16 protein-coding genes are annotated in these 21,023 nt (G+C 58.6%); 6 read left to right on the top strand and 10 right to left on the bottom strand.

The window, feature by feature from the left end:
• Window positions 1-60: 60 nt before the first annotated feature.
• From ETAA8_RS09085 to ETAA8_RS09075, 3 genes are read right to left on the bottom strand one after another with little or no spacing between them, the layout of a single operon-like run.
• Entirely contained in the window at window positions 61-1,458 is a 1,398-nt protein-coding gene (locus tag ETAA8_RS09085; protein WP_202921699.1) for an ArnT family glycosyltransferase, read from the bottom strand.
• Window positions 1,455-3,713 (bottom strand): glutamine amidotransferase, encoded by a 2,259-nt coding sequence (locus ETAA8_RS09080; protein ID WP_202921698.1) that lies wholly within the window; start codon window positions 3,711-3,713, stop codon window positions 1,455-1,457. The genes ETAA8_RS09085 and ETAA8_RS09080 overlap by 4 nt, the downstream gene beginning before the upstream one ends.
• Window positions 3,714-3,773: 60 nt before the next feature.
• Window positions 3,774-6,110: a BatA domain-containing protein gene (locus tag ETAA8_RS09075; RefSeq protein WP_145087651.1), complete on the bottom strand. Its 2,337-nt coding sequence runs from the start codon at window positions 6,108-6,110 to the stop codon at window positions 3,774-3,776.
• Between the two features lie 332 nt (window positions 6,111-6,442).
• On the opposite strand from ETAA8_RS09075, the gene ETAA8_RS09070 reads away from it, so the two are divergent.
• Entirely contained in the window at window positions 6,443-7,696 is a 1,254-nt protein-coding gene (locus ETAA8_RS09070; RefSeq protein WP_145087649.1) for a hypothetical protein, read from the top strand.
• A gap of 3 nt (window positions 7,697-7,699) precedes the next feature.
• On the opposite strand, the gene ETAA8_RS09065 is transcribed toward ETAA8_RS09070, so the two are convergent.
• On the bottom strand, window positions 7,700-7,951 hold the full coding sequence (locus tag ETAA8_RS09065) for a hypothetical protein (RefSeq protein WP_145087647.1): 252 nt from the start codon (window positions 7,949-7,951) through the stop codon (window positions 7,700-7,702).
• Window positions 7,948-8,715, bottom strand: a complete 768-nt coding sequence (locus ETAA8_RS09060; protein WP_238397713.1) for a tetratricopeptide repeat protein — start codon at window positions 8,713-8,715, stop codon at window positions 7,948-7,950. Before ETAA8_RS09060 ends, ETAA8_RS09065 begins: the two co-directional genes overlap by 4 nt.
• A 381-nt stretch (window positions 8,716-9,096) precedes the next feature.
• Here ETAA8_RS09060 and ETAA8_RS09055 point away from each other — a divergent pair, with 381 nt between their 5' ends.
• Both ETAA8_RS09055 and ETAA8_RS09050 read left to right on the top strand, forming a co-directional pair.
• A complete protein-coding gene (locus ETAA8_RS09055) occupies window positions 9,097-10,032 on the top strand; it encodes a TIM barrel protein (RefSeq protein WP_238397712.1) in 936 nt (311 codons plus the stop codon).
• Window positions 10,033-10,052: 20 nt separating this feature from the next.
• A complete protein-coding gene (locus tag ETAA8_RS09050; protein ID WP_145087641.1) occupies window positions 10,053-10,418 on the top strand; it encodes a hypothetical protein in 366 nt (121 codons plus the stop codon).
• 126 nt (window positions 10,419-10,544) lie between these two features.
• On the opposite strand, the gene ETAA8_RS09045 is transcribed toward ETAA8_RS09050, so the two are convergent.
• On the bottom strand, window positions 10,545-11,876 hold the full coding sequence (locus ETAA8_RS09045) for a Gfo/Idh/MocA family protein (protein WP_145087639.1): 1,332 nt from the start codon (window positions 11,874-11,876) through the stop codon (window positions 10,545-10,547).
• Window positions 11,877-11,996: 120 nt separating this feature from the next.
• On the bottom strand, window positions 11,997-12,707 hold the full coding sequence (locus ETAA8_RS09040) for a DNA-3-methyladenine glycosylase (RefSeq protein ID WP_202921697.1): 711 nt from the start codon (window positions 12,705-12,707) through the stop codon (window positions 11,997-11,999).
• Between ETAA8_RS09040 and ETAA8_RS09035 the strand changes: the two genes are divergently transcribed.
• Window positions 12,706-13,605 (top strand): metallophosphoesterase family protein, encoded by a 900-nt coding sequence (locus tag ETAA8_RS09035; RefSeq protein WP_145087637.1) that lies wholly within the window; start codon window positions 12,706-12,708, stop codon window positions 13,603-13,605. The genes ETAA8_RS09040 and ETAA8_RS09035 overlap by 2 nt on opposite strands.
• A 1-nt stretch (window position 13,606) precedes the next feature.
• On the opposite strand, the gene pyk is transcribed toward ETAA8_RS09035, so the two are convergent.
• The gene (pyk, locus tag ETAA8_RS09030) at window positions 13,607-15,088 is read right to left on the bottom strand and encodes a pyruvate kinase (protein ID WP_145087635.1); all 1,482 of its coding nucleotides are present in this window, start codon (window positions 15,086-15,088) and stop codon (window positions 13,607-13,609) included.
• 630 nt (window positions 15,089-15,718) lie between these two features.
• On the opposite strand from pyk, the gene ETAA8_RS09025 reads away from it, so the two are divergent.
• The gene (locus ETAA8_RS09025; RefSeq protein ID WP_145087633.1) at window positions 15,719-16,390 is read left to right on the top strand and encodes a carbonic anhydrase; all 672 of its coding nucleotides are present in this window, start codon (window positions 15,719-15,721) and stop codon (window positions 16,388-16,390) included.
• 59 nt (window positions 16,391-16,449) lie between these two features.
• Window positions 16,450-17,907: a SulP family inorganic anion transporter gene (locus tag ETAA8_RS09020; protein WP_145087631.1), complete on the top strand. Its 1,458-nt coding sequence runs from the start codon at window positions 16,450-16,452 to the stop codon at window positions 17,905-17,907.
• 278 nt (window positions 17,908-18,185) lie between these two features.
• Here ETAA8_RS09020 and ilvB read toward each other — a convergent pair whose 3' ends face one another.
• Both ilvB and ETAA8_RS09010 read right to left on the bottom strand, forming a co-directional pair.
• On the bottom strand, window positions 18,186-19,967 hold the full coding sequence (gene ilvB / locus ETAA8_RS09015; protein ID WP_238397711.1) for a biosynthetic-type acetolactate synthase large subunit: 1,782 nt from the start codon (window positions 19,965-19,967) through the stop codon (window positions 18,186-18,188).
• A 281-nt stretch (window positions 19,968-20,248) separates the two neighbouring features.
• The gene (locus ETAA8_RS09010) at window positions 20,249-20,809 is read right to left on the bottom strand and encodes a hypothetical protein (protein WP_202921696.1); all 561 of its coding nucleotides are present in this window, start codon (window positions 20,807-20,809) and stop codon (window positions 20,249-20,251) included.
• Window positions 20,810-21,023 lie beyond the last annotated feature (214 nt).

Here is a 21,023-nt window from a genome sequence, read left to right as displayed (position 1 = left end):
CACCGGTCAGCTGGGGTCGGGAGTCTTTTTGCATCCTTCGCCCCTGCGGCAGGCATTGGCCTATGCACTGCTCCGTACGCGGCCGGCACTTTGCGTCACTTGTAGTAAACCCGCGGCGGCAACAATCGCCACAATGGGCATCAGTGGCGCACGCATGCGGAGGTTGCACCAATAGAGCGTGTGCACGCCGGTAAAAATCGCGCACAGCAGCACTCCCCACAGCCAGGGTGAGCGGAGCAAGTTCCAGCGCAGCCGATAGCAACCGGCAAGGGCGAGCGCATATACAGTCAGGTACCAGCCCGCGGTTAGATAGCGGAGCAACATCCGCGCGCGCGATTCATCGGCTGCAAGTTTGTAGGGGAGTGGCGACCAGAGTTGCCGGACGCGATACCAGGCGGCGAGCAGAAAGCCAGCGGGATCGTTTCGTATTTCCTGTCGCGATTGTTCGGCAAGCATGCGATCGTATTCAAATTCGTTGTTCCCAACGAGACTCAAGACAGGAGCATTGAGTCCGTACAGCACGCCATTAAGTTCTTCGTTGAACGATTCACGATAGCGCAACTGGTCTCCAAATTCCGTTCGGTTTTTTGGGTCCCACGGTAACCCCGTCTGGTCGTGTCGCAAGTAGGCAAAAAAGTGCCGGTTGTTCGCCAGATAGAGCGTGTAACCACCATGCGTGGTGGTGACTAGCGGCTCTTGAAATGCTTGATAGTTGCGAATAACCCAGGGCGATAACACGCTGACTCCGCCAATGAGCATCGCAATCGCATTGAGCAGCCGTTGAGAGATTTCTCTGTTCGGTTGCTGGGAAGTCGATTGCGAAGCTCCCACCTTGCCCGGCTTGAGGAGCAAACTAAGCAGCACGCTCACTGCCAACCAAGGGAGATACGTCGGCCGGCAGAGCGCGGCGAGACCAATCGCGCCGCCAGCCAGGCCAGCGTTCCACCAATTGCGGTTAAAGTGAAATCGGACGAGGAGTGCCCAGGCAATCACCGTGCAGAGCGCGGCGAGCGTTTCGGTCATGATGAGCGATTGCTGATTGAGCAAGATCGGATCGCAGGCCACGAGCAGCCCCGCGATGTAACTGGCCCAACCGAGTTCGAGCCAACGCGCAATCAGCCAGGTAAGCCACACGGTGGCCAGTCCCATCGCCAGATGGGCGATCGCGATTGCTCCGCTGTGAATGATCAGATCCTTGCCAACAGCCAGATTGCTGAGCAAGACAGGATAGAGTGGCGGGCGATAGGCCGAAGGTCGCGGTGAGTTAACCGATGGATCATCCACGCTGAAGACTGCCGATCGAACCAAATGCTGCGCGATCAGTAAATAACTGTCTGGATCGGCCTGCAGTTGATCGAACCGAGCCAGTATCAGCCCGCCCCGCAGTGCCAGCGTGAAGGCCAGAAGTGCGATGAGTCGCCAATGAGCAAACTGACTTGCGCGGGAGGCAAGCGTCACACGAGCCCCCATTTCTTCCGCAGGAACCAATCGGTGCCGAGCAGCCCGATGAGTACCCCGAAGAAGAGCCAGGCATCGCCTGCAGTGCTGGCAAGTTGCCACTTCGTCTGCCGCACTTCGTAGTCTTTCGGCCGGCTCTTGATCTCGGCAATCAACGCGGGGAGTTCTTCGGGATTGAGCGGACGACCGCCATCGGCTTTCGTCCAGGCAGCCAGCGCGGCCATTTGATCGGGATCGGCGGCCGGATTGCTCAGTTCGATATCGCGATCGAAAACCAGAAACTCAGCCCGCGCGCTTCCCAACTTACGACCTTCTTGATTCGCGACCGTTTCAATCGCGTAATCGCCAGGAACTTTCACTTCGACGCTTCCCACGTACTGCTCGCCATCGAGCGACAGCCGCAACTGCTGCTTGTCGCCTCCGGGCAGGATCAACTGCGTCGTGAATGTGGCCGTGGTGATCGCGTCGCCCGTGCTGCTTCGCGCACCAGCGGTGATTTGCACGCGGCTGCCGGGATTAAAGCGCCGCTGGTCGAGTTTGATCCAGACGTCGTCGCGGTCAAGGTCGTCGCGCCGGACAAGCCACAGAATCGCTTGCCGCCAGAAACGTTTGTGCTCTTGTTCGAAGCCGTGCATCGGCCAGCGATAACTCGATTCCCCTGCGAACGCAAGGACGCGACCGCGACCAAACTCGCCACTGACGAGGAGCGGATCGCCAGCCGGCGATTGGAGCAGCACGCGCACGCCAGGACCCGTTTTCACTTCCATGAAGCGGTGCGCCCAAGCCAGTGGCGGCAGCTTTTTCCAGGCACTCGCATTTTGGGCTTCACTGGCTAAACGTGTGATCGGGTGCGGCTGCGTCGGGGCCAGCGGCAACGGACCATCGATAAAAAAGCGATTAAGCTGCGCTTCGGTCAGCCCTTCGCTCCCTTCGACGGAGTCAAACTTCACCGGCAAGACCGCTTCGAGGGGTGTGCCGCGATAGTGCCCCCAACCAAAACTCCGCCGGCCGCCAATCATCAGCAGCCCTTTGCCCGCGGCGACGTTGTTGGCCAAAATCTGCAACTGCTGGGGACCAATGGCAGCAGCATCGACTTCGCCCAGGATATATGCATCGTATTTTGTCGGTTTCAAGTCTTCGCTCAAGTCGATCGGCCAGCGCGGTTTGCCGCGGACATCGATAATGCGGTCGTCGAGGTCGATATCGGGCGAGGCATTGATGGCTCGCCGCAAGAACTTTTGTTCGAACCGCTTCTCACCATCGAGGTACAGTACTCGCAGGCCACCTTCGAGCACCGTCAAGTAAGCGCTGAGCGTATTATTCTTGGCTACCAGTTCTCCCTCTTGCTGCGCTGCAGTCATCGTTAGCCGAAAGTGACCTACCTGCTGCGGGGTGAAGGGAAAATCAACTTCCAACTGCTTGCCATCTTCAGCAGCCCGCACGATTCTTTGCCCGATGACCTGCTTCTTTCCCGTAGAGTCTTCCAACGTGAGTTCGACGGGAATGTCTTTTTGCACGTATCCGCGGACGCGGACGATCCCCTTCACCAGGAGTTCGTTCTTCACGAATACGGTGAACTGCTCGTCGAGTCGCTCCACGGCCACATCGCGCGATTGCGCGGCATCGCCAGCTGGTCCGAACGTCACGGTATAGAGGGGTGCAGCGAAATCGTCGCGCACTTTGCGCCCCGCTTCTTGCACTTCGACTTGCGGATCGAACGCGGTCTGCGCACCATCGCCCAACAGCACTACTGCGGCGACACGCTTGCCTTGTTCGGGCACGAGCGCCGCAAAGAGGGAAGTGCCCACGTCGGTTTGATCGCCGGTGGGCTGATCGGGCAGTACTAGCCGGCCGTTTTTCACTTCCCAAGGCTGCAAGCGCGAGTCGTATTGATAGGTGCGCAGTTCCAGATCGGGACCGAGATTCGTCAGCTGGGATTCAATCTGGGCGATGGCTTGCTGCTGCGCTTGCCAGCGAGATTTATCTCCCTGCCCATTGGGCAATTGCATGCTGCGGCTGATGTCGACCATCACAATCACCACGCTGGTGCGCGGTGTCTTGACGGTCGTTAGCTTCGTCGGTCGCAGCAGCGCCACCACCACCAGCAAGATAATCGCCAACCGCAGGATTGTGAGCACGGTCTTTCGCTGCCAAGACAACTTGCCATACCGCGGACCAAGTGCCAAAAGGGCGATCAGTCCCAGCGCAATGAGCGCGACCGCCCAATAGCTTCCCAGCACAGGGTCGGCGCTCAAGCTGCTCGGTAGTGGTTCATTGGGAGGCATGCGATTGAGTTGGAAGTGCAAAACTTCCTTTTATTCGTCTTTCCTGTAAAAACGATTGGCCAGAACTTGCTCGCCGGCGAGCGCCACGACCAGCAACAGAACGAGAAGCGGATAAAACTCACTGCCAATGCGGTCGGCACCGACAGCGCGGTTGATTTCGGTTTGATTTCGGGCCAGATGAAAGCGATCGGCGCCCAACAGGTCATTCAGCTTGTCGTCGGGCCAGCGCGTCAGGTCACCCACATCCGCGGGCAAGTTCACCGCGAAGCCGCGCACCACCGGCCCGCTCAACTGACCGCGGAGGCGATAAGCTCCCGGATTATCGGTGAAGCGCACCGTCAGGCGACCTTCGCGGGCCAGCACATCTTGCGGCTCATCCAACGGGGTGAACAGCTGATAACGTTCGGGCTGAGTCGCCGGATCGTTCCGCAGCACCGCCGTCTCGCCCGTCAGGTAATTCAACCGCGCCTCGGAACTGCCGGTGAGATAGAGGAGCATCTCATTCACCAGCACGAAGCCGGGCCAGGCATCCTCGCCGGTGAGCAGGTCGTTCCAAGCGGTGCGACCGCGCGGCCGCTGGGGATCGGTCACGGGGGTCGTCAGGATCAGCGCGCGACCACGACCAATTTGCGATTCAGCCAAGGCTGGCTTGCCGTTGCTAAAAGGAATGACGACGCGAGTTTCCGCAGCCAGGTCGTCAAGATTCCAGTGATAGAAAATCGGAAAGCGATCCCAGGGAACATTCGTATCGAGCTGGCGATAAGCGGCTGTAATCGGATGATCGAAGGTGCGCGGGTCAAGATACAAGTCGCCGGCCGATCGCGTTTGGAGCGAGAGCTTCCCGCCCAGCAACTTCCTGGCTGCTGGCTCTTGGAACGAAACAACGGGCTGCCCGTTGTGCCCCAGGAAAATCGCCACACCACCACCACGCTCGACGTAGCTGACTAACTTTTCCCAAACTTCGGGCGTCGCGGGCTGCGGATCGAGCAGGCAGATGGCGCGATATTCGCTCAGGTCGAGGCTCGTCAATTCAGCCTGGGCGATCACACGGCAATCGAAACGGACCTGCGGATTGTTTTTCAGTACTTGTACGAAGAGATCGCTCACTACATTCGGACCCGCAACCACCAGCACCGGCAACGAAGGCTGCACTTCGAGCGCGAAGTAGCGAACGTCGTCGAGTGCCAGGCCATCTTCACCAATTAAGCGAATCTGCCCCTGATGCGTCCCTGGTTCCAGTCCTTGCAGCGAGAAGCGAACTTGCTGGGGACTCGACCCCAGTTGCACGGTTTGACTGCCGCGGCGAATCTGCTTGGGGAGCACCGTTTGACCGTCGCGAATCACTGGCAACGTGGGATCCTGCTCTTCCAGTAGCAGATCGATTTGGCGATCGCCATCGAGTCCGCTCGCTTGCACGGTGGTTTCGATCGACATGCTACCGCGCTGCGGCAACACTTCTGCTGAGAGTTGCGTCTTGCCGAGCGCCGCATTGCGCGGCTTGGTTACACCAACGTCGATGACATAGAGCAAAATATCGGGACTGGCTTTCAGACGCTCTTTCAGCACTGCAGTATCGCCGGCTTGCCAGGCCGACTGTGTCAGATCGGTGAAGACGTACACTTCTTTCCGCAGGCGCGGATTCTGCCGAGCCAACTCAATTGCCGCCGAGATGACGTCCACCAGCGCGCGCTGCGAACCAGCCACGCGCAGGCGTTCAAGCGACTTGGCAGCTGCGGCGCGATCGACGGCAAAAGCACCGCTGCCCGGCTTCGAGTCGAGAATGGCGACTTCGCTATCGGCGGGAAATTGCTCGAGCAACCAGGCACCCATCGTCTGCGCCTGCTCGAGACGCGTTTTATTCTCGTGGCGATACTGCATCCGCGGCGAGGTATCGACAATCACCACAGCAGCCAGCGGCGCTTCTTGATCGCCAAGCCCTGTGCCACCGCCACCCGAGACGCGGACGAGCATCCAGAGGACGATCCCCCCCAAGATGGCCGCCGTGGCACTGCTGCCAATGAGGATCGCGCGCGAACGTTTGGTCAGCAGCGAGACAACGACGACGACGATTGCCACAACCAGGGCGATTCCTAAGAGCGCAATGGCAGTCCACGCGCCGACGAGCGCTGAAGCAACACTGGGCCGGGCGAGCGCTAGTGCGGCGAGCAGAACCGCGCCGCAGCGTAGGGCGAGGAGCAGCCAATGTTTGAGTTGCAGTTGTCGGCGATTGGCTTCGCGCCGCTGCTGCACAAAGCGGAGCGCAGGGAAAATCAACTGCTTCGGCCGCTGCCGCATCACCAGATGCAGCAAGATCGGGAGGGCCATGAGCAGCCCGCCGGCCAGCAGTGAAAAATTCAGAAAAGCCATCGGCAGTGCGTCGTGCTTCGTAGAGATAAGCGTGATCTGGCGACGGGCGTTGCCCCGCGAATTCCTTCGCCAGTGCGCCGCCCCACAATTTCATCATATCGGTTTATCGGCGCGCGGGTCGAAGTGAAGGTCCGCAAAGTTTTTGCGCCATCGGCACAGCCCGCATGACCGGCACGCGCGCGGGGTATTTTCTGGCCAGAAGCGGCTCGGCCCGGCCCCCAGTCGTCCATCTGCGACGTATGGTTGACTGGCCTCCAGCGCACGAACTGGCGGCTTCCCATCCGTGTGCCTGCCATTCTCGCCCCACTCTCCCGCGCGAGCCTCAACTCCACGTGATTTGTACCCCGCCGGTCTCGCGAAGCTATCCCCTGGCCCATCGCCAGTTAGCTGTCGTTGTATTGACCGCCGTCGCACTTTTGGCGTGCGGATCAGCTAGTGCTCATGAGCAGACGATTGTAGCCGTCAGCAACCATTCGCTGCCGCAGGTCGTCCTTAGTGATGCCGAGAACGCCCTGCTCGCCGATGCTCAAGATGGTCAATTGCAGGAGATCGATTTTATCGAAGCAGCACTCATTGCCAGCGGTATTGACCAGCACGATGAGCGGGCTCGTTGGCTGCGGGTGCGGGCTGCCCGCTACAGTGCCATCGATTTGCCCGGAATTGCGCGGCTGCCTGCAACGCACCGTGCGCCGGCACTGCTCGCCGGTTTACATCGCGAGATCCTGGCTGGCAAGTTTCGCCCAGCTGCCACGCTTGTGCAAACCACCCTCGCCTGTGGCGACTTCAATTGCGTAACGGCGACCGTTCTCTACTACGACCTGTGCTCGCAGCTTGGCGTGCCCGTCGAGATTGTTGCCCAGAGTGGCCATGTGAATTGCCGCTTGTTGGGGCCGAGCATTGAGGAAGTCGAAACCACGCGCCGCGATTGGTTCACGCGTCACGCAAGCGAGGCGACCGCAGCGGTCGTGATTGCCAAGCCGCGCGATACCACTCGGCGGGCAATATTGCCGACTCAGCTGTTGGGACGCATCTATTACAACCGGGCCTTAGCAGCGCTCGAGCAGAAAGACTTCGCGACCGCTGTGAACCAGCTGCAGATCAGCATTCTGCTCGATGAGCACGACCGCGATGCGCGGGAAAATCTGCTGGCCGGGCTAAACAATTGGGCGCTAGCCCTGTGTACGGCGGGCGAACACGCGGCGGCCGCAGAAAAGATTGCGATGGGGCTGAAGCTCGATGCCACCTATCAGCCGCTGAGGACAAATGAATTGCATATCCATCAGCAGTGGGTCCTGCGGTTGTGCCAGCAGCAAGAATATGCCCGGGCAATTCAACTGCTCGAAGCGGGTAGCCAGCGCCGACCAGACGCCGCGCTGTTTATTGCCGGCCAGCGGACCGTATTCGAGACGTGGTTGCGAGCGAGCACTGCGGCGGGCGATACGGCGACTGCCGCTCAAGTGCTGCGGCAAGCTCAACGGACCCTTGGTCCCGCGGCAGCTCTTTCGCTCGAAGCGAAACCGGTCATGCGGGCCTCGCCTGAACGCGGGCGGAGATCCGTGTCAGGCGAGGCCTCGCACAGCCAGTGATTCTTAGCGCGCCGTCTTTAGTAGCGGGCGTACTAGCGTCGACTTGAGTCGCTTCGGCTTGACGATCGTGGCAGTTCCCGCCATCGTTTGCGGCAGACTCAATTCGCGTTTGACGTAACGTCGCTGGACACGACTTCTCACGTTCATCGTCCAATTCTCCCCCCAGTTTCGCAGCATCACCAACAGCAGGCCCGCCACAGTCGCCACGGCCAGGACTGCCACGTGCAACATCAACACATAAGTCAACTGGCTCATGAGCGGCAATCCGGACGAGCCTGGCGCGAACTTTGTTCGAGTTCGGCCAACCGTTCTACGCACGCGCTGGACTTCGCAAAGGCGCTGGCATTCCAATAGATTTTCACCAGCCGCCGCAAACAGCACTCGCACGTCAGCTGTTTCAACTCCGTTTCAGTGAGTACGTTCGCTTCACCAAACGCAGCCGGGGCATCTCCTTGCTGCCACAACAGCGAAGCGAGGCCGACGCGATAGTTGGCAACCTGCGGCGCGAGTTCGATGGCCTGCCTGGCGGCCGCTTCAATTTCGGGCAGCGGGCGGCGCTCGCGACCGAGGTAATAACCCAGATCGTAATAAGCCTGGTGGCAGGTCGGGACTCGCCAGTTCACTTCGCGACAGAGCTCGCTGCTCAGATCGGTCCGTCCGCACTGGTCGCACACCTGTGCCAGGTACAACAGCAGCGACCAATCGACATTGGCCAGCGAGATAATGTGTTCGGCGATGCAGATCGCCACGTTGCCGTGCCCCGTGCGAGCCAGGCAATCGGCCAGTGTTACCTGGCCGCCAGAAGAGAGTGGCACCAGCAGCGAGGCATGTTCCAGCGAATCGCAGGCGAGAGGAATGTTGCCCGTGGCCCGCAGCACCAGTCCGCGTAGTTCCCAGAGCCGGCCGTCATCGGGCGAGCTCGCCAGCGAATTCTCGATGGCGTCCAAGGCCTCTTCGTGAAAGCCGCGCCTGTAAAGTGCCGCGGCCGATTCCAGCGTGCGCGTCATTCCAGCAGCCATATTCAACCCTCAGCGAAAACCGATGCTTGCGATCTGTCGGATGGTCCGAAGTGACTAGCGTTTGCTGGCTGGAATGATTCTATAGATAATGAGACTCGTTTTCAATACGCTTAGTTGGTTTTTTGGGTAAAATTTGCTGTTACGTCGTAAAGTGAATATCCAGTTAAGCTTGCGGCGTCGACTGCGGCAGTGGCGGGCCATCAGCAACGATCGCATTGCCGGCCGCGAGTTCCGGTTTCAGCAGGTCGCTAAGGGGCGAAGAGATGACGGCCCGTGGCTTTTAAGAGGTGGAATGTGACATGCTGCATGCTCCGGTTCGCAACGACGGCAACCACCGGTTACAACATATCGCATCCTCACCCTCTCGCTGGAGCCTTTTGCGTGAACACTCACTTGCCTACTACGTCGCGTCGACAGTTCCTTTCCGCTGCTGCCCTGGGCGCGGTCTCTTGCGCGGCAGCCACTTCGCTGAGCCAACCAGCAACCGCGATCGAACCCATCCCGCGCAATGGCCAGAGCAAGTTCAAATTCAGCCTGGCAGCGTACAGCTATCGCTCGCTGCTGCAAAAAGGAAAGGACGGCACCGAGCCGACCGCCACGCTGACCGACTTCATCAACGATTGTGCCAAACTGGGCTGCGATGGAACCGAACTCACGTCGTACTATTTTCCCAAGGCGGTCACGCACGACTATCTGCGTTCGCTCCGTCGCCAGTGCTTTCGCCTGGGGCTTGATGTTTCGGGCACGGCGATTGGCAACGACTTCGGCTTTCCGCCGGGCGAGGAACGAACGAAGCAGATTGCCCTGACCAAGCAATGGATCGACTTTGCCGAGATTCTCGGCGCGCCGGTGATTCGCATCTTTGCCGGACACGTGAAGAAGGACTCCACGCCCGCCGCAACTCACTCGCTGATGGTCTCGGGCATTGAAGAGTGCTGCGAATACGCCGGGCAGCATGGTGTGCACTTGGCACTTGAGAATCACGGCGGCCCCACTGCAACGGCCGATGGGCTGCTGCAATTCGTGCGCGATGTGAACAGCCCGTGGTTCGGCGTGAATGTCGACAGCGGCAATTTCCACAGCGACGATCCGTACCGCGAACTCGAACAGATCGCCCCCTACGCGCTCAACATGCAGGTGAAGGTGGTGATGACCGGGCCCGACAAGAAAAAAGTCCCCGCCGACTACAAACGCCTCGCCAAGATCATGCGCGATGCCAACTATCGCGGTTACGTCGTGCTCGAATACGAAGAAGCCGGCAACGTACGCGAAGAATGCGCCAAGCACTTTCAAGAGATGAAGGCAGCGTTTGCGTAGTGGCGAGGAAAAGGACCTGAATGATGTACGGCGTGCCGGCCGACTTGGACTTAAGTTTTCTGATCGGCGGCGAGTTGTCGCAAGTCTGTATCGGTACGTACCAGTTTCAATTCCATTTCACGCCGACGGGAACCATTTCGGTCACCGCGCGATGGGATTTGCGGAGCGAGACGGGCCAGTTGGTGGATACTCACTCCGGCGAGTTTGATCCTGATCGAGGTCCGTTTCATTTTCAGCGCATCATCGGGCAGCGCGTCGTAGCGATCACAATCGCGGCCCCGCAGTCACTGACGATTCGTTTTGCCAATGGGTTGGGACTGACTGTCTTTGACGACAATCCCCACTTCGAGTCGTTTCAAATCGATCCCGGAAACATCATCGTTTAGCATCGCTATCGAAAGGCTTCCAGCGCATCGGCGCGTCTTTCTCCAGCTAAGACCCTCACCGCAACCGTCTTCCTGTAGTTGCGTGGCGTGCCACGAGTACCGGGGCGCAGTGGTGAAGCAGGCGCACTACAAATCAGCAATCTTTGGCAGTTCGAACGGCTTGCGATATTCGGCGCGAGTCAGGTATTGGTTCGCGTCGTCGTCGCCGATGAACTTGTAGGTCTCTTTGTCGAACTTGAGCGTGCGGCCGGCGCGCCAAGCAGCATTGCCGAGGTGGCAGAGCAAGCTGGAGGGGTGACCAACGGTTTCGAGATCGGCGTTTGGTTTGCCGCGCGAGCGCATGCAGTCGAGGAAGTTTTTGACGTGGCCGACGTCGTTGTAGCCCGCTTTGTCTTCGGTCACTGGCTTCCCCTTGGGATCGAAGGCCCGCCAGCGACTGTTGCCGATGATCACGTAGCCCTGATCGCCATGCACGGCGGCACCTTCAGGTTCGTCGTGCAGGTGATAGGCATTCCAAACGCGCATTTCGTAGGTGAGCAGATAGCCACCCGCGAAATCGAAGGTGGTCATGAGCGTATCGGGCCATTCCTGATCGTCGTCGAAGTAGTACTTGCCGCCGAGAGAAGCAATGGCCCGCGGCATCTCCGGTACGACTTCGCCCTTGGCCGCAGCTGCTGCGGTGAGGGCCCAGCGGGCCATGTCGAGGCGATGGACGCCATCGTTGCCAAGGTCACCGGTGCCGTAGTCGAAAAACCAGCGCCAGTTGCCGTGAAAACGCATTGGATTGAACGGCCGGAGCGGCGCGCTGCCAAGCCAGGTGTTGTAATCGAGTCCCGCCGGTGCTGTGCCATCGGGCGCGTGGCCAATGCTTCCCTGCTTGGCACTTTCCCAAGCTTTGGCGAAACGGACCTTGCCAAGCGCGCCCGTTTTCAAATACTCCATCAAACTGAGCAGGTGCGGGCCGGTACGAGCTTGGGTGCCCATTTGCACTACTCGGCCGTGCTTCTTAGCTGCCGCCACCATGGTGCGTCCTTCCATGATGTTGTGGCCATCGGGCTTTTCGACGTAGACGTCTTTCTTAGCCTGGCAGCCATGAATGGTGGGCAAAGCATGCCAATGGTCGGGCGTGCCGATGACGATGGCATCGAGCGATTTATCGTCGAGAGCCTGGCGATAGTCCTTAATCGCTTGCGGCCGGCGGCCGGTCGCCTTTTCGACCATCGCGACCCGCGCAGCGAGCACAGATTCGTCCAGGTCGCAAACGTACTTCACGTCGACTTCGGGCAATCCCATGAAACTCTGCAGCACATGCCCGCCACGTCCTTTCACTCCCATCGCACAGATCGAAATTTTATCATTAGCCAAGGCATAGGCGGGGCGAGGATTCACCAGGTGCGCTGTGCTCGCAAAGACGATTCCGGCAGCCAGGCTCTGTTCGATGAAGTCGCGACGTTGCATGATTTGTCTAGGGTTTGAGGTACGAATTGGAGGATAGCCAGGAGTTAGCTGACTATTCTTTAGCAGGTGAATGAGGGGGACTCAAGTTTTGGATTTAGGTAGGGGGCGTAACCCCCTCGCCTACCGATTCAACTTCTTCGGTCCGCTGACAAACGAACTGCCGCGAAGATAAAAGCGTAGCGGCAGGTCGTGGGCGCTAGTGACGCCGATGCGTGTCGATGTGCCGATGGAATCTGGCGACAGTTTCAGGCCTGCCGATCGGGCAATCCATAATTGTTCGGCCACGGTCAGATCAAGACCATCCTGCGCACGAGTGACCTCGAGCGCGCTACACAGCCTTGCGGGGCCGCGCGCCAAGTCACGGGTTGTCGCGAGGGGGCGACGCGCTTGCAGCAACTCCAGGTTAATGAGTGGTTCGAGTGCACGAATGAGAACAGCGCTCGCCACTCCAGCCTGTTCCGTCACGACATTGACGCACCATTTGGCGTGAATGGAGTAAACGTAAGCATGTCCGGGCGGGCCGAACATCGAAGCGTTCCGCGGCGTCTGCCCCTTGGCCGCATGGCAGGCCGAATCACCCTCGGCCAGATAGGCTTCGGTTTCGACAATCAGTCCGCCGCACAGGCCGGCCGACGTCTCCCGCAAGAGTAACTTACCAATCAATTCGCGCGCGACGACTTCCGGCGGGCGGTCGTAAAACGGGCGACGAAGAGGCTGCGGCATGACCGCTGATGATAGGTCGGTTAGCGGCGTGTCCACAATCGCCGGGTCGCAGAGAACAGGGTTCGCGTGGACGTTTTCGAGCACGGATGGTACTCTGTTAGCAGACATGGCTGCCTCATCCGCTCAGATCGAATCGGTGCTTCAATGCTGCACGCAGGCAGCAGCAGCTAACCGCGCCACCGCTTCGAGACAGGGCAACCTGGTGTTGCTCGACGCCGACGCAGGGGACGACGTGCTGATCTCGGCCGATCTGCACGGCAACCGGCTCAACTTCAACCGCCTGGTGCAAGTGGCCGATCTGTCTGCCAATCCGCGACGGCACCTGGTGATGCAAGAGGTTTGTCACGGCGGGCCGTCTTACCCTGGTGACGCGGGCTGCATGAGTCACCTGCTGCTGGAAGATGTCGCCCGGCTGAAGTGCCAGTATCCCGATCGGTTTCACTTCTTGCTCAGCAATCATGAGTTGGCCGAGCTGGGTGACTTTCCGATCTGCAAGAGCAAGCGCATGCTGAATCTGCAGTTTCGCGCGGGGATTGTCGAGATGTACGGGGCCTGCGCGGCCGATCGAGTTCGCAGCGCGTACATGCAGTTCATCGGCACTTGTCCGCTGGCCATCCGACTCTCGGGAGGGACGTTCATTTCGCACAGCTTGCCCGATCGCTGCGATTCTCACACCTTCGATTTGGGCATCTTCGAGCGCCCCCTGTCTCCGGCCGACTGGCAACAGGGAAGCGACGTGTTCCGACTGGTCTGGGGACGCGACTATCGGGCTGCCAATGCCGCTGCATTTGCCAAGTTGGTCTCGGCCCAAATGCTGGTCAACGGACACGAGCCCTGTGCGTCTGGAGTTCACTCGCCCAATCCACAACAGATCATTCTCGATTGCTGTAGTGGCCGCGCCGCCTATCTGTTACTGCCAATTGCTCAAGGCGTGACGCAGGCCGAAGCGCTCGCGCGGGTGAGTTACCTGCACGAGCGCACTGCCGAAGAAGTGGCCGCGAAATAGCTCATTCCACTTGATGGACAACGAGCAGGTTTTGAGCCAGCGGATAGAAGTTGGTGCCGGTGACGAAGACAACGCAATCGCCTTTTTGCAGCAGGCCCTGCTTGCGGCCCCAATCGTCGATGAAGGCGCGGAGCGCGGGACCATCATGAACCGGCGCGCCGGCGAGCGGAGTAACGCCCCAGAACAACGTCAAGAGTCGCAAGACCGCCAGGGAGTCGCTGGTGCCAATGGTCGGCACAAAATCCCGTTGCTTGCTTCGGAGCCGACAAGTGCCGCCGCCGCGAGTCGCCACGACGACCAGCTTGGCACCCAATTGTTCGACAATGACCGCTGTGCCGCGCACGACAGCTGCCGTGATGGGATGGACATCGTCGTGTGCGACTCGCGTCTTGTATGACATTTCTTTCAGGAGTGGTTCCGTGGCGATTGCAATGCGATTCATTGTTTCGACCGCTTCGACGGGAAACTCGCCGATGGCTGTTTCGCCAGAAAGCATGCAGGCATCGGCACCATCGAGAATGGCATTGGCAACGTCGGTCGCTTCGGCTCGTGTTGGACGGCGATTGTGGTGCATGCTGTCGAGCATCTGCGTCGCCACAATCACCGGCTTGCCTTGCTCCTGACATTCCCGCACGATTCGCTTCTGCGCCACGGCGATTTCGGCTACATCAATCTCGACACCCAAATCACCTCGCGCGACCATCACACCATCGGCGACTGCGACGATCTCTTTCAGATGCAACAGCGCTTCGGGCTTTTCGATTTTGGCAATCACCCACGCTTTGCACCCTTGAGACTGAAGCAACTCTTTGAGGAGGAGCACGTTCACGGGCGAACGGACAAAGCTGAGGCTCACGAAGTCGATGTCGTTCTTGGCGGCCCACAGGGCATTCGCCATGTCGGCTTCGGTCAGCGAAGCGACACTTAGCTTGGCACCGGGGAGATTGATTCCTTGCCGACTACGGATGATGCCGCCACCGACAACGCGGCAGCGAACTTCATCGTTGACCTTGCCAACCACCACCATGCTCACGGTGCCGTCGGCCAGCATTACGCTATCGCCGACTTGCAATTCGCTGACGAGGGAAGCGTATGTGCAGGTCAGTTCATCGGCTGCTTGCGGGTTGTTGCCACGGACGAAGCGATAGATTGCCCCTGGTTCGCAGTTGGTGGGATCGGTGTGCAATTCTCCCAAGCGAATCTTGGGACCGGCGAGATCGACCAGCACGCCAACTTCGATGCCGATCTCGGCCGACGCCTTACGGATATCGGCGAGAATCTCAGCTCGCTGTTGTTCGTTGCCGTGAGCAGTGTTCAGACGGAATACGGAAACTCCGGCGCGAATCAGTTTGGTCAGCATCTCGATGCTGCGGCAGGCGGGGCCGACGGTGGCCACGATCTTCGTGCGACCTCGAGTGGATAAAGGGGAAATAGTGACGCCCGGGTGACGCGAAGGAGTGTGGGTTGTGGTAGCGGTGCTCATGGCGGTGAAAACCTCCGGGAAAAGACGTCCGGTCAGCGGTCGCCCAGCAATCTGGACCAGCCGCGTCTAAGCAATTTGGCAGCGTATCCAGGCGCGACTTACGGGAGAGAAGAAGCTGTCTGCGAGCAAGCGCGGGCGGCAGTAATCATCGCGCAACTAGATATCGCTAAGCTATCGGCCTTTACTCGCCAGCGATAGGCGGGTCACGCAATTGCTGGTTGCAAACCCGAATCTTCTTTCGGACCTTTGGCCCCCGTCAAACAGGCCCCCCAAGTAGCGACGTTCAAATCGGCTCAAGCAAGCCAAAAAGTTGCCATCCCCTGCGCTGGCGGGACAATTGGTAACTTTTGGCGAAGCAATAGTCCTTAACGAATCCGTTAGGCAACCAACGACAACATTTCGCCGCAATTTGCGTCGTAAGTCGTTATTTGGCAAGCTGATTTGGCAATTTCGAAAAGCTAGACTTGTCTTTTTCACGCGAGACTATTACAGTTTCGTAATGTTTCGGCCTTACAAAGCCGTTATGTTCATCAGAAACGATTGACGCGGGCAAGTTGTTGCTTCGTCGCATTTTTTTTGCGCGAGCAACGGCAGGCGGTTGGTGTTCGCAATTCGATTGAAGGGGTAGTCATGCAAAACCTGGTTAAGGGTGTTCACTACTTCCAGAACATTGGCTTTCAACAGCAACAAAAGCTGTTCGAGCAACTTGCCGAAGGTCAGGCACCCGAGGCTTGCTTTATCACCTGCTCCGATTCGCGCATCGATCCGAATTTGATTACCAATTCGGCGCCAGGCAGTCTCTTTATCGTGCGGAACGTGGGCAATCTGATTCCCTGTTACGGCACCAGCAACAATGGCGAGATGGCGGCCGTTGAATACGCGGTAACCGCGCTCGGTGTGAAGCACATCATCGTCTGTGGTCATACCGCCTGTGGTGCCATGCGAGCCGTCGTCGAAGGTGGCACTGCCGAGAAATTGCCTGCAGTCACCAATTGGCTGCGTCATGCCGATTCGACGGGAGCCATCGTCAAGGAACATTATCAGCACCTAAGCGGTGCCGAACTCATTACCGCCGCCGCCCAAGAGAACGTCTTGGTGCAACTCGAACATTTGCGAACTGCGCCGGTGATTGCCACAAAAGTCTCGCGCGGCCAAATCACTTTGCATGGTTGGATGTACAAGATCGAGACCGGCCAGATCTTCGCATACGATTCGGCTGTCCACGAATTCCGCCCCGTGCTCGAGGTCGAAGATGGCTCAGATGATGAATCGCCACGCTACCGTTCACGCGCCATTGCGTAGATCAGTAGCCACAATATTCAGTTTCTGCCGAAACCGAAACTTCACGAAGGAATAATTCCATGTGGGATCGGTTGAAGCTGTTTTTTACGCTATTCGATAGCCGCTTCGAAGATCTCACTCCCGCAACCTGGAAGTCGACACTCTATCGCGACTTCAGTGCCGGCCTCATCGTGGCACTCACGGCGATTCCCATGGCCATGGGTTTTGCGATTGCCATGGGGTTGCGCCCGGAACAGGGCATTATTGCCGGCGCACTCGCGTGCATGATCGGCCGGACATTTGGCGGTTCGAAGTATCAGGTCTATGGACCGACTGCGGCCTTCATTCCGTTGATTGCGGCCGTCATGTCGAAATACGGTGGCGCGCCGGGTACGCCAGAATTTGTCGAAGGGCACGGCTTTCTGGTCCTTGCCTCCATCGTCGCTGGCGTTGTGCTGATGTTGATGGGGCTGTTTGGAATGGGCAAGTTGGCCCAATGGGTTCCCAATTCCATTGTGGTCGGCTTTACCATCGGCATCGCCATCACGATTGGCCTCTCGAATGTTGGCGAAGCCCTCGGCCTCCAACTCTCGATTAAAGGTGGCTTGCTGAAGAAGCTGGGCGAGATCGTTTCGCAAACCGACAAGATCAACTGGGTTGCATTTGGGCTGGCCATCTTCACCTTCTTCACCACCAAGCGCTTGCTCCAAGTCTCGATCTATATCCCCGCTCCCCTGATCGCCATTGGTGTGGCGTCCATCGCAGCAGCAACGCTTTTGTCCGGTTATGGAATCCTGCTGGTCGGCGATCGTTACGGCGCGATTCCCAATAACTTCTTTGTCTTCACGCCTCCGCAGCTACCGGAGGCGACACCCAGTGTCATCTTCGACTTGGTTTATTTCGCCGTGGCGATTGTGTTCGTCTCTGGGGTCGAAAGTCTCCTTTGTTCGTCGATGGCTGATCGTCTGGCCGAGAACAAAAAGACGCCGTTCAATCCCGACAAAGAGCTCTGGGGCCAAGGGCTGGTGCAAATCATCACGCCACTGATTAATGGTTTCCCCTGCACGGGTGCTTTAGCCCGCACAGCGACCAGTATCAAAGCGGGTGCCGTGACCCCGCTCGCCGGGTACTTCAAGGGCTTTCTGAAACTGGGCATTGCCTATTTTCTGGCTCAATACCTGGAGCTTGTGCCGATGGCCTGCATCGCGGGCATCCTGCTGTGGGTTGCCAGCAACATGATCAAGACGAGTGAAATTGTCGAGGTTTGGCGGCATAGTCGGTTTCACACCCTGCTCATGATCTTTACTGCTGTCGCAGTGCCGCTGACCGATTTCATGACGGGAGTGATCGCCGCACTGGTGCTCTATGCAGTACTTGCTCCGTTCATCGATCGGCCCGATCGCCTTAAGGATCATAAGCCGCGGCCCAAATCCGATAGCGAGCGTGAAGACGAGGAACTCCACCCGTTTGAAACAATCGAAGAGCGGGATGCTCGCCGGCTTGCACAAGAGCGAGCGAGCCAGGTCGCCAAGCGCTAGAACCATTCGCCAGCGGGGCTGATTGGAGCGGCGACTTCGAAAACGAGCGTGCCGCGGGTAATGCCTTGGCGCGCAAACCGCAAAAGAGTGGTGTCCAACAATCGGGTCCATTGTTGGACAGTGACCTACGCAATTCTCGGGTTTCCGAGCGATTGCTGTCCAACAATAGACTCGATTGTTGGACAGATAGGATGATTTGCGAGGGGAGATCGCGCGGCACCAGCGGTTGCCCGGGATGGTTACCTGGTTCGATCGCTATGGCATAACTTAGCGACGTCCTACTCCGTGATGATGTCGTCGACGGACTTGCCGGCGGGAATCATGGGAAGCACGTGTTCCTGGTAGGGAACTTGCACGTTGAGGACGTACGGGCCGGGATAGTCGATCATTTCTTGAATCGCGGCAGTCAGGTCTTCCTTCTTGCTGACGTTTGCAGCACCCCAACCATAACCCTTGGCGATCATGGTGAAGTCGGGGTAGCGGTCGGTCTCGGCCATGAAGCCGTTGTCGTTCCAAGCCCGCTTGCCGCTGGCGTGTTCATGATCGATCGGGCCGAGGTAAGTGTGGGCGCGATTGCTTTCGTGGAAGCGATCTTCCCATTGCACCACCATGCCCAGGTGCTGGTTATCGAGCAGCAACACCTTTACGGGAAGCTTTTCGCAGTAGCAGGTAGCCATTTCTTGAATGTTCATTTGGTAGCTGCCATCGCCGTCGATATCGACGACCAATGCCTCGGGATGAGCGGCTTGCACACCCATGGCAGCTGGCAGGCCGAAGCCCATCGTTCCAAGCCCGCTGCTGCTGAGCCAGGTGCGGGGATGCTTGAACTTATAGAACTGGGCCGCCCACATTTGGTGCTGGCCCACACCTACCGTGATATAAGCCTTGCGGTCTTGGGTCAGGCGGCTGAGCTCGGCAATCGCGTGCTGTTGCAAAATGCCTTTGCAGTTCTGGTCGAACTTGAAGGGCTGCGCCTTCTTCCAATCCTGGCACAATTTGACCCAGGGGCCGATCTCGGCGGGCGCTTCGACCGTCTTGTTGATTTCGGTCAGAGCGTACTTCACGTCGCTGCACACCGGAATGTGAGCGGGCTTGTTCTTGTTGAGTTCCGACGGATCGATGTCGATGTGCACGATCTTCGCATGCTTGGCAAAGGTTTCGAGCTTGCCGGTCACGCGATCGTCGAACCGCACGCCAAAGGCGAGCAGCAGGTCACTATCGCGCACGGCCCAGTTCGAATACACACTGCCGTGCATGCCGAGCATATCGAGCGACAGCGGACCTTCGTTCGGATAAGCACCGAGGCCCATCACGGTCATGGCAACGGGAATGCCCGTCTTCTTGATGAAGGTCCGCAGTTCTTCCGCAGCTTCGGCCGCGATCACACCACCGCCGGCATAAATGACTGGCCGCTTGGCCAACTTGATGGCGGCGACAATCTGCTTGATCTGCTCGGGCCGGGCCTGCGGAGTCTTGCCGCTATAACCCGGCAAATTCATTGGCGCGTCCCAATTGGGAACGCAAACCTGGTTCTGCACGTTCTTGGGCATGTCGATCAGCACCGGGCCGGGGCGACCAGTCGTCGCAATGAAGAAGGCTTCCTTCATCACACGCGCTAGATCTTTTACGTCGGTCACCAGGAAGTGGTGCTTCGTAATGGGGCGGCAGACTTCGACGATGGGCGTTTCTTGGAACGCATCGGTGCCGATTACAGGTGTGGGCACTTGCCCCGTGATGCAGATCATCGGAATGCTATCGAGCTTGGCATCGGCAATGGCGGTGACGAGATTCGTCGCACCGGGACCGCTGGTGGCAAAGCAAATGCCGGGCTTGCCGGTCGAACGGGCATAGCCTTGGGCGGCGAAAGCACCGCCCTGTTCGTGGCGGGGAAGAATGGTGCGGATTTTGTCCGAGTAACGCGTCAGGGCCTGGTGCATGGGCATGCTGGCACCGCCTGGATAGGCGAATACGACCTCAACACCGTGATCGACGAGCGACTTGACGAGGATATCGGCCCCGGTCATGAGTTGCGTTTCGGTGGCGGTTAAGGTAGCGGCCATTCTGCATTCTCCTACGATTTACACAAACAAGCGCTGTCAACGAGCTTCCCCGGGCGCAGCTTCGCCGCAGAGGGAACCTCTCAGATTATGCCACGTTGGCCGAGTGGACAAGGCACGGCGGACCCCTCCCCGCTCAAACGGCCAAAAATCGGGCCTGCTGCACGTTCTGCAAGTCCTAGAACCGGCAGAATCCCCCGACCGAGGCCCCGATATGCGCGGTTCCAGCAAAACCGAGCCGCCCGAGTGGCAAATCGCTGTCATTGAGAGCGAAATTTGGCGTCTTAGGTTCGCTTCACTTTCTTGCTCTTCTTTTTGAGCTTGGGTGCGCCGTTGGAACCGTTCGAACCACTTGGCATCTGCAGAATTGAGACGGTCCCGCGCATGTCCATCAGGAACGATTTGACGCAGAGTTTAACACCACGGGCTGAGGCCCAGTCTTCGATTTCACCGGTCAGAATCTGGGCATATTTCAGGTGCAGTTCCGCTTCGGCAGCCATCCCTTCCGGGGTGTCGTCAAACTCGGCGGCGACCTTAAAAATCTTATGATAAGCGCCGCAATGGCGATGCTCGAGAATGTAGACATCTTCAATCCGATGCAGTTCGATCGCCCCGGCCAAATGGTCAAAAAATGTCATTTTCCAGTGCTTATACTCGGGCAACCCGCCACCGAGGGCCCCCAGCGAGGCACCGGCAAAAATCACCTGGTCGTAGCGGTTTTCGAGATTGTCGTGATTCATGAACATGGCCGTGTTGTCGAGCAAGCGCGGATCCATGCAACTGAGGAGCAATACCGGACCACGGGCCGGCGGATACGACATGTCGTGGGCAGCATTTTCGAGCATCGAAACACTCCGTTGGGTCAAAAGCGATGTCAGCATTGGGGAATGATTGGTTCAGGTGATCCCGGCGAACTTCGGCCGCTTGGGGTCTCGCGGACTAGTAAAAGCAGCCTCTGGCCAAACAGGCAGCCGAGAAATATTACCAAAACGTTAGAATTCGTCCACATCGAGCTTGGCGAGATCCTGCTCACTTTGCGGTTCTTGGACCTCCGCAGAT

The organism is Anatilimnocola aggregata, from assembly GCF_007747655.1.
Lineage (GTDB): Bacteria > Planctomycetota > Planctomycetia > Pirellulales > Pirellulaceae > Anatilimnocola > Anatilimnocola aggregata.
Note: the sequence above shows the minus strand (reverse complement) of the source record. Positions and strands in the feature narration are given on the sequence as shown.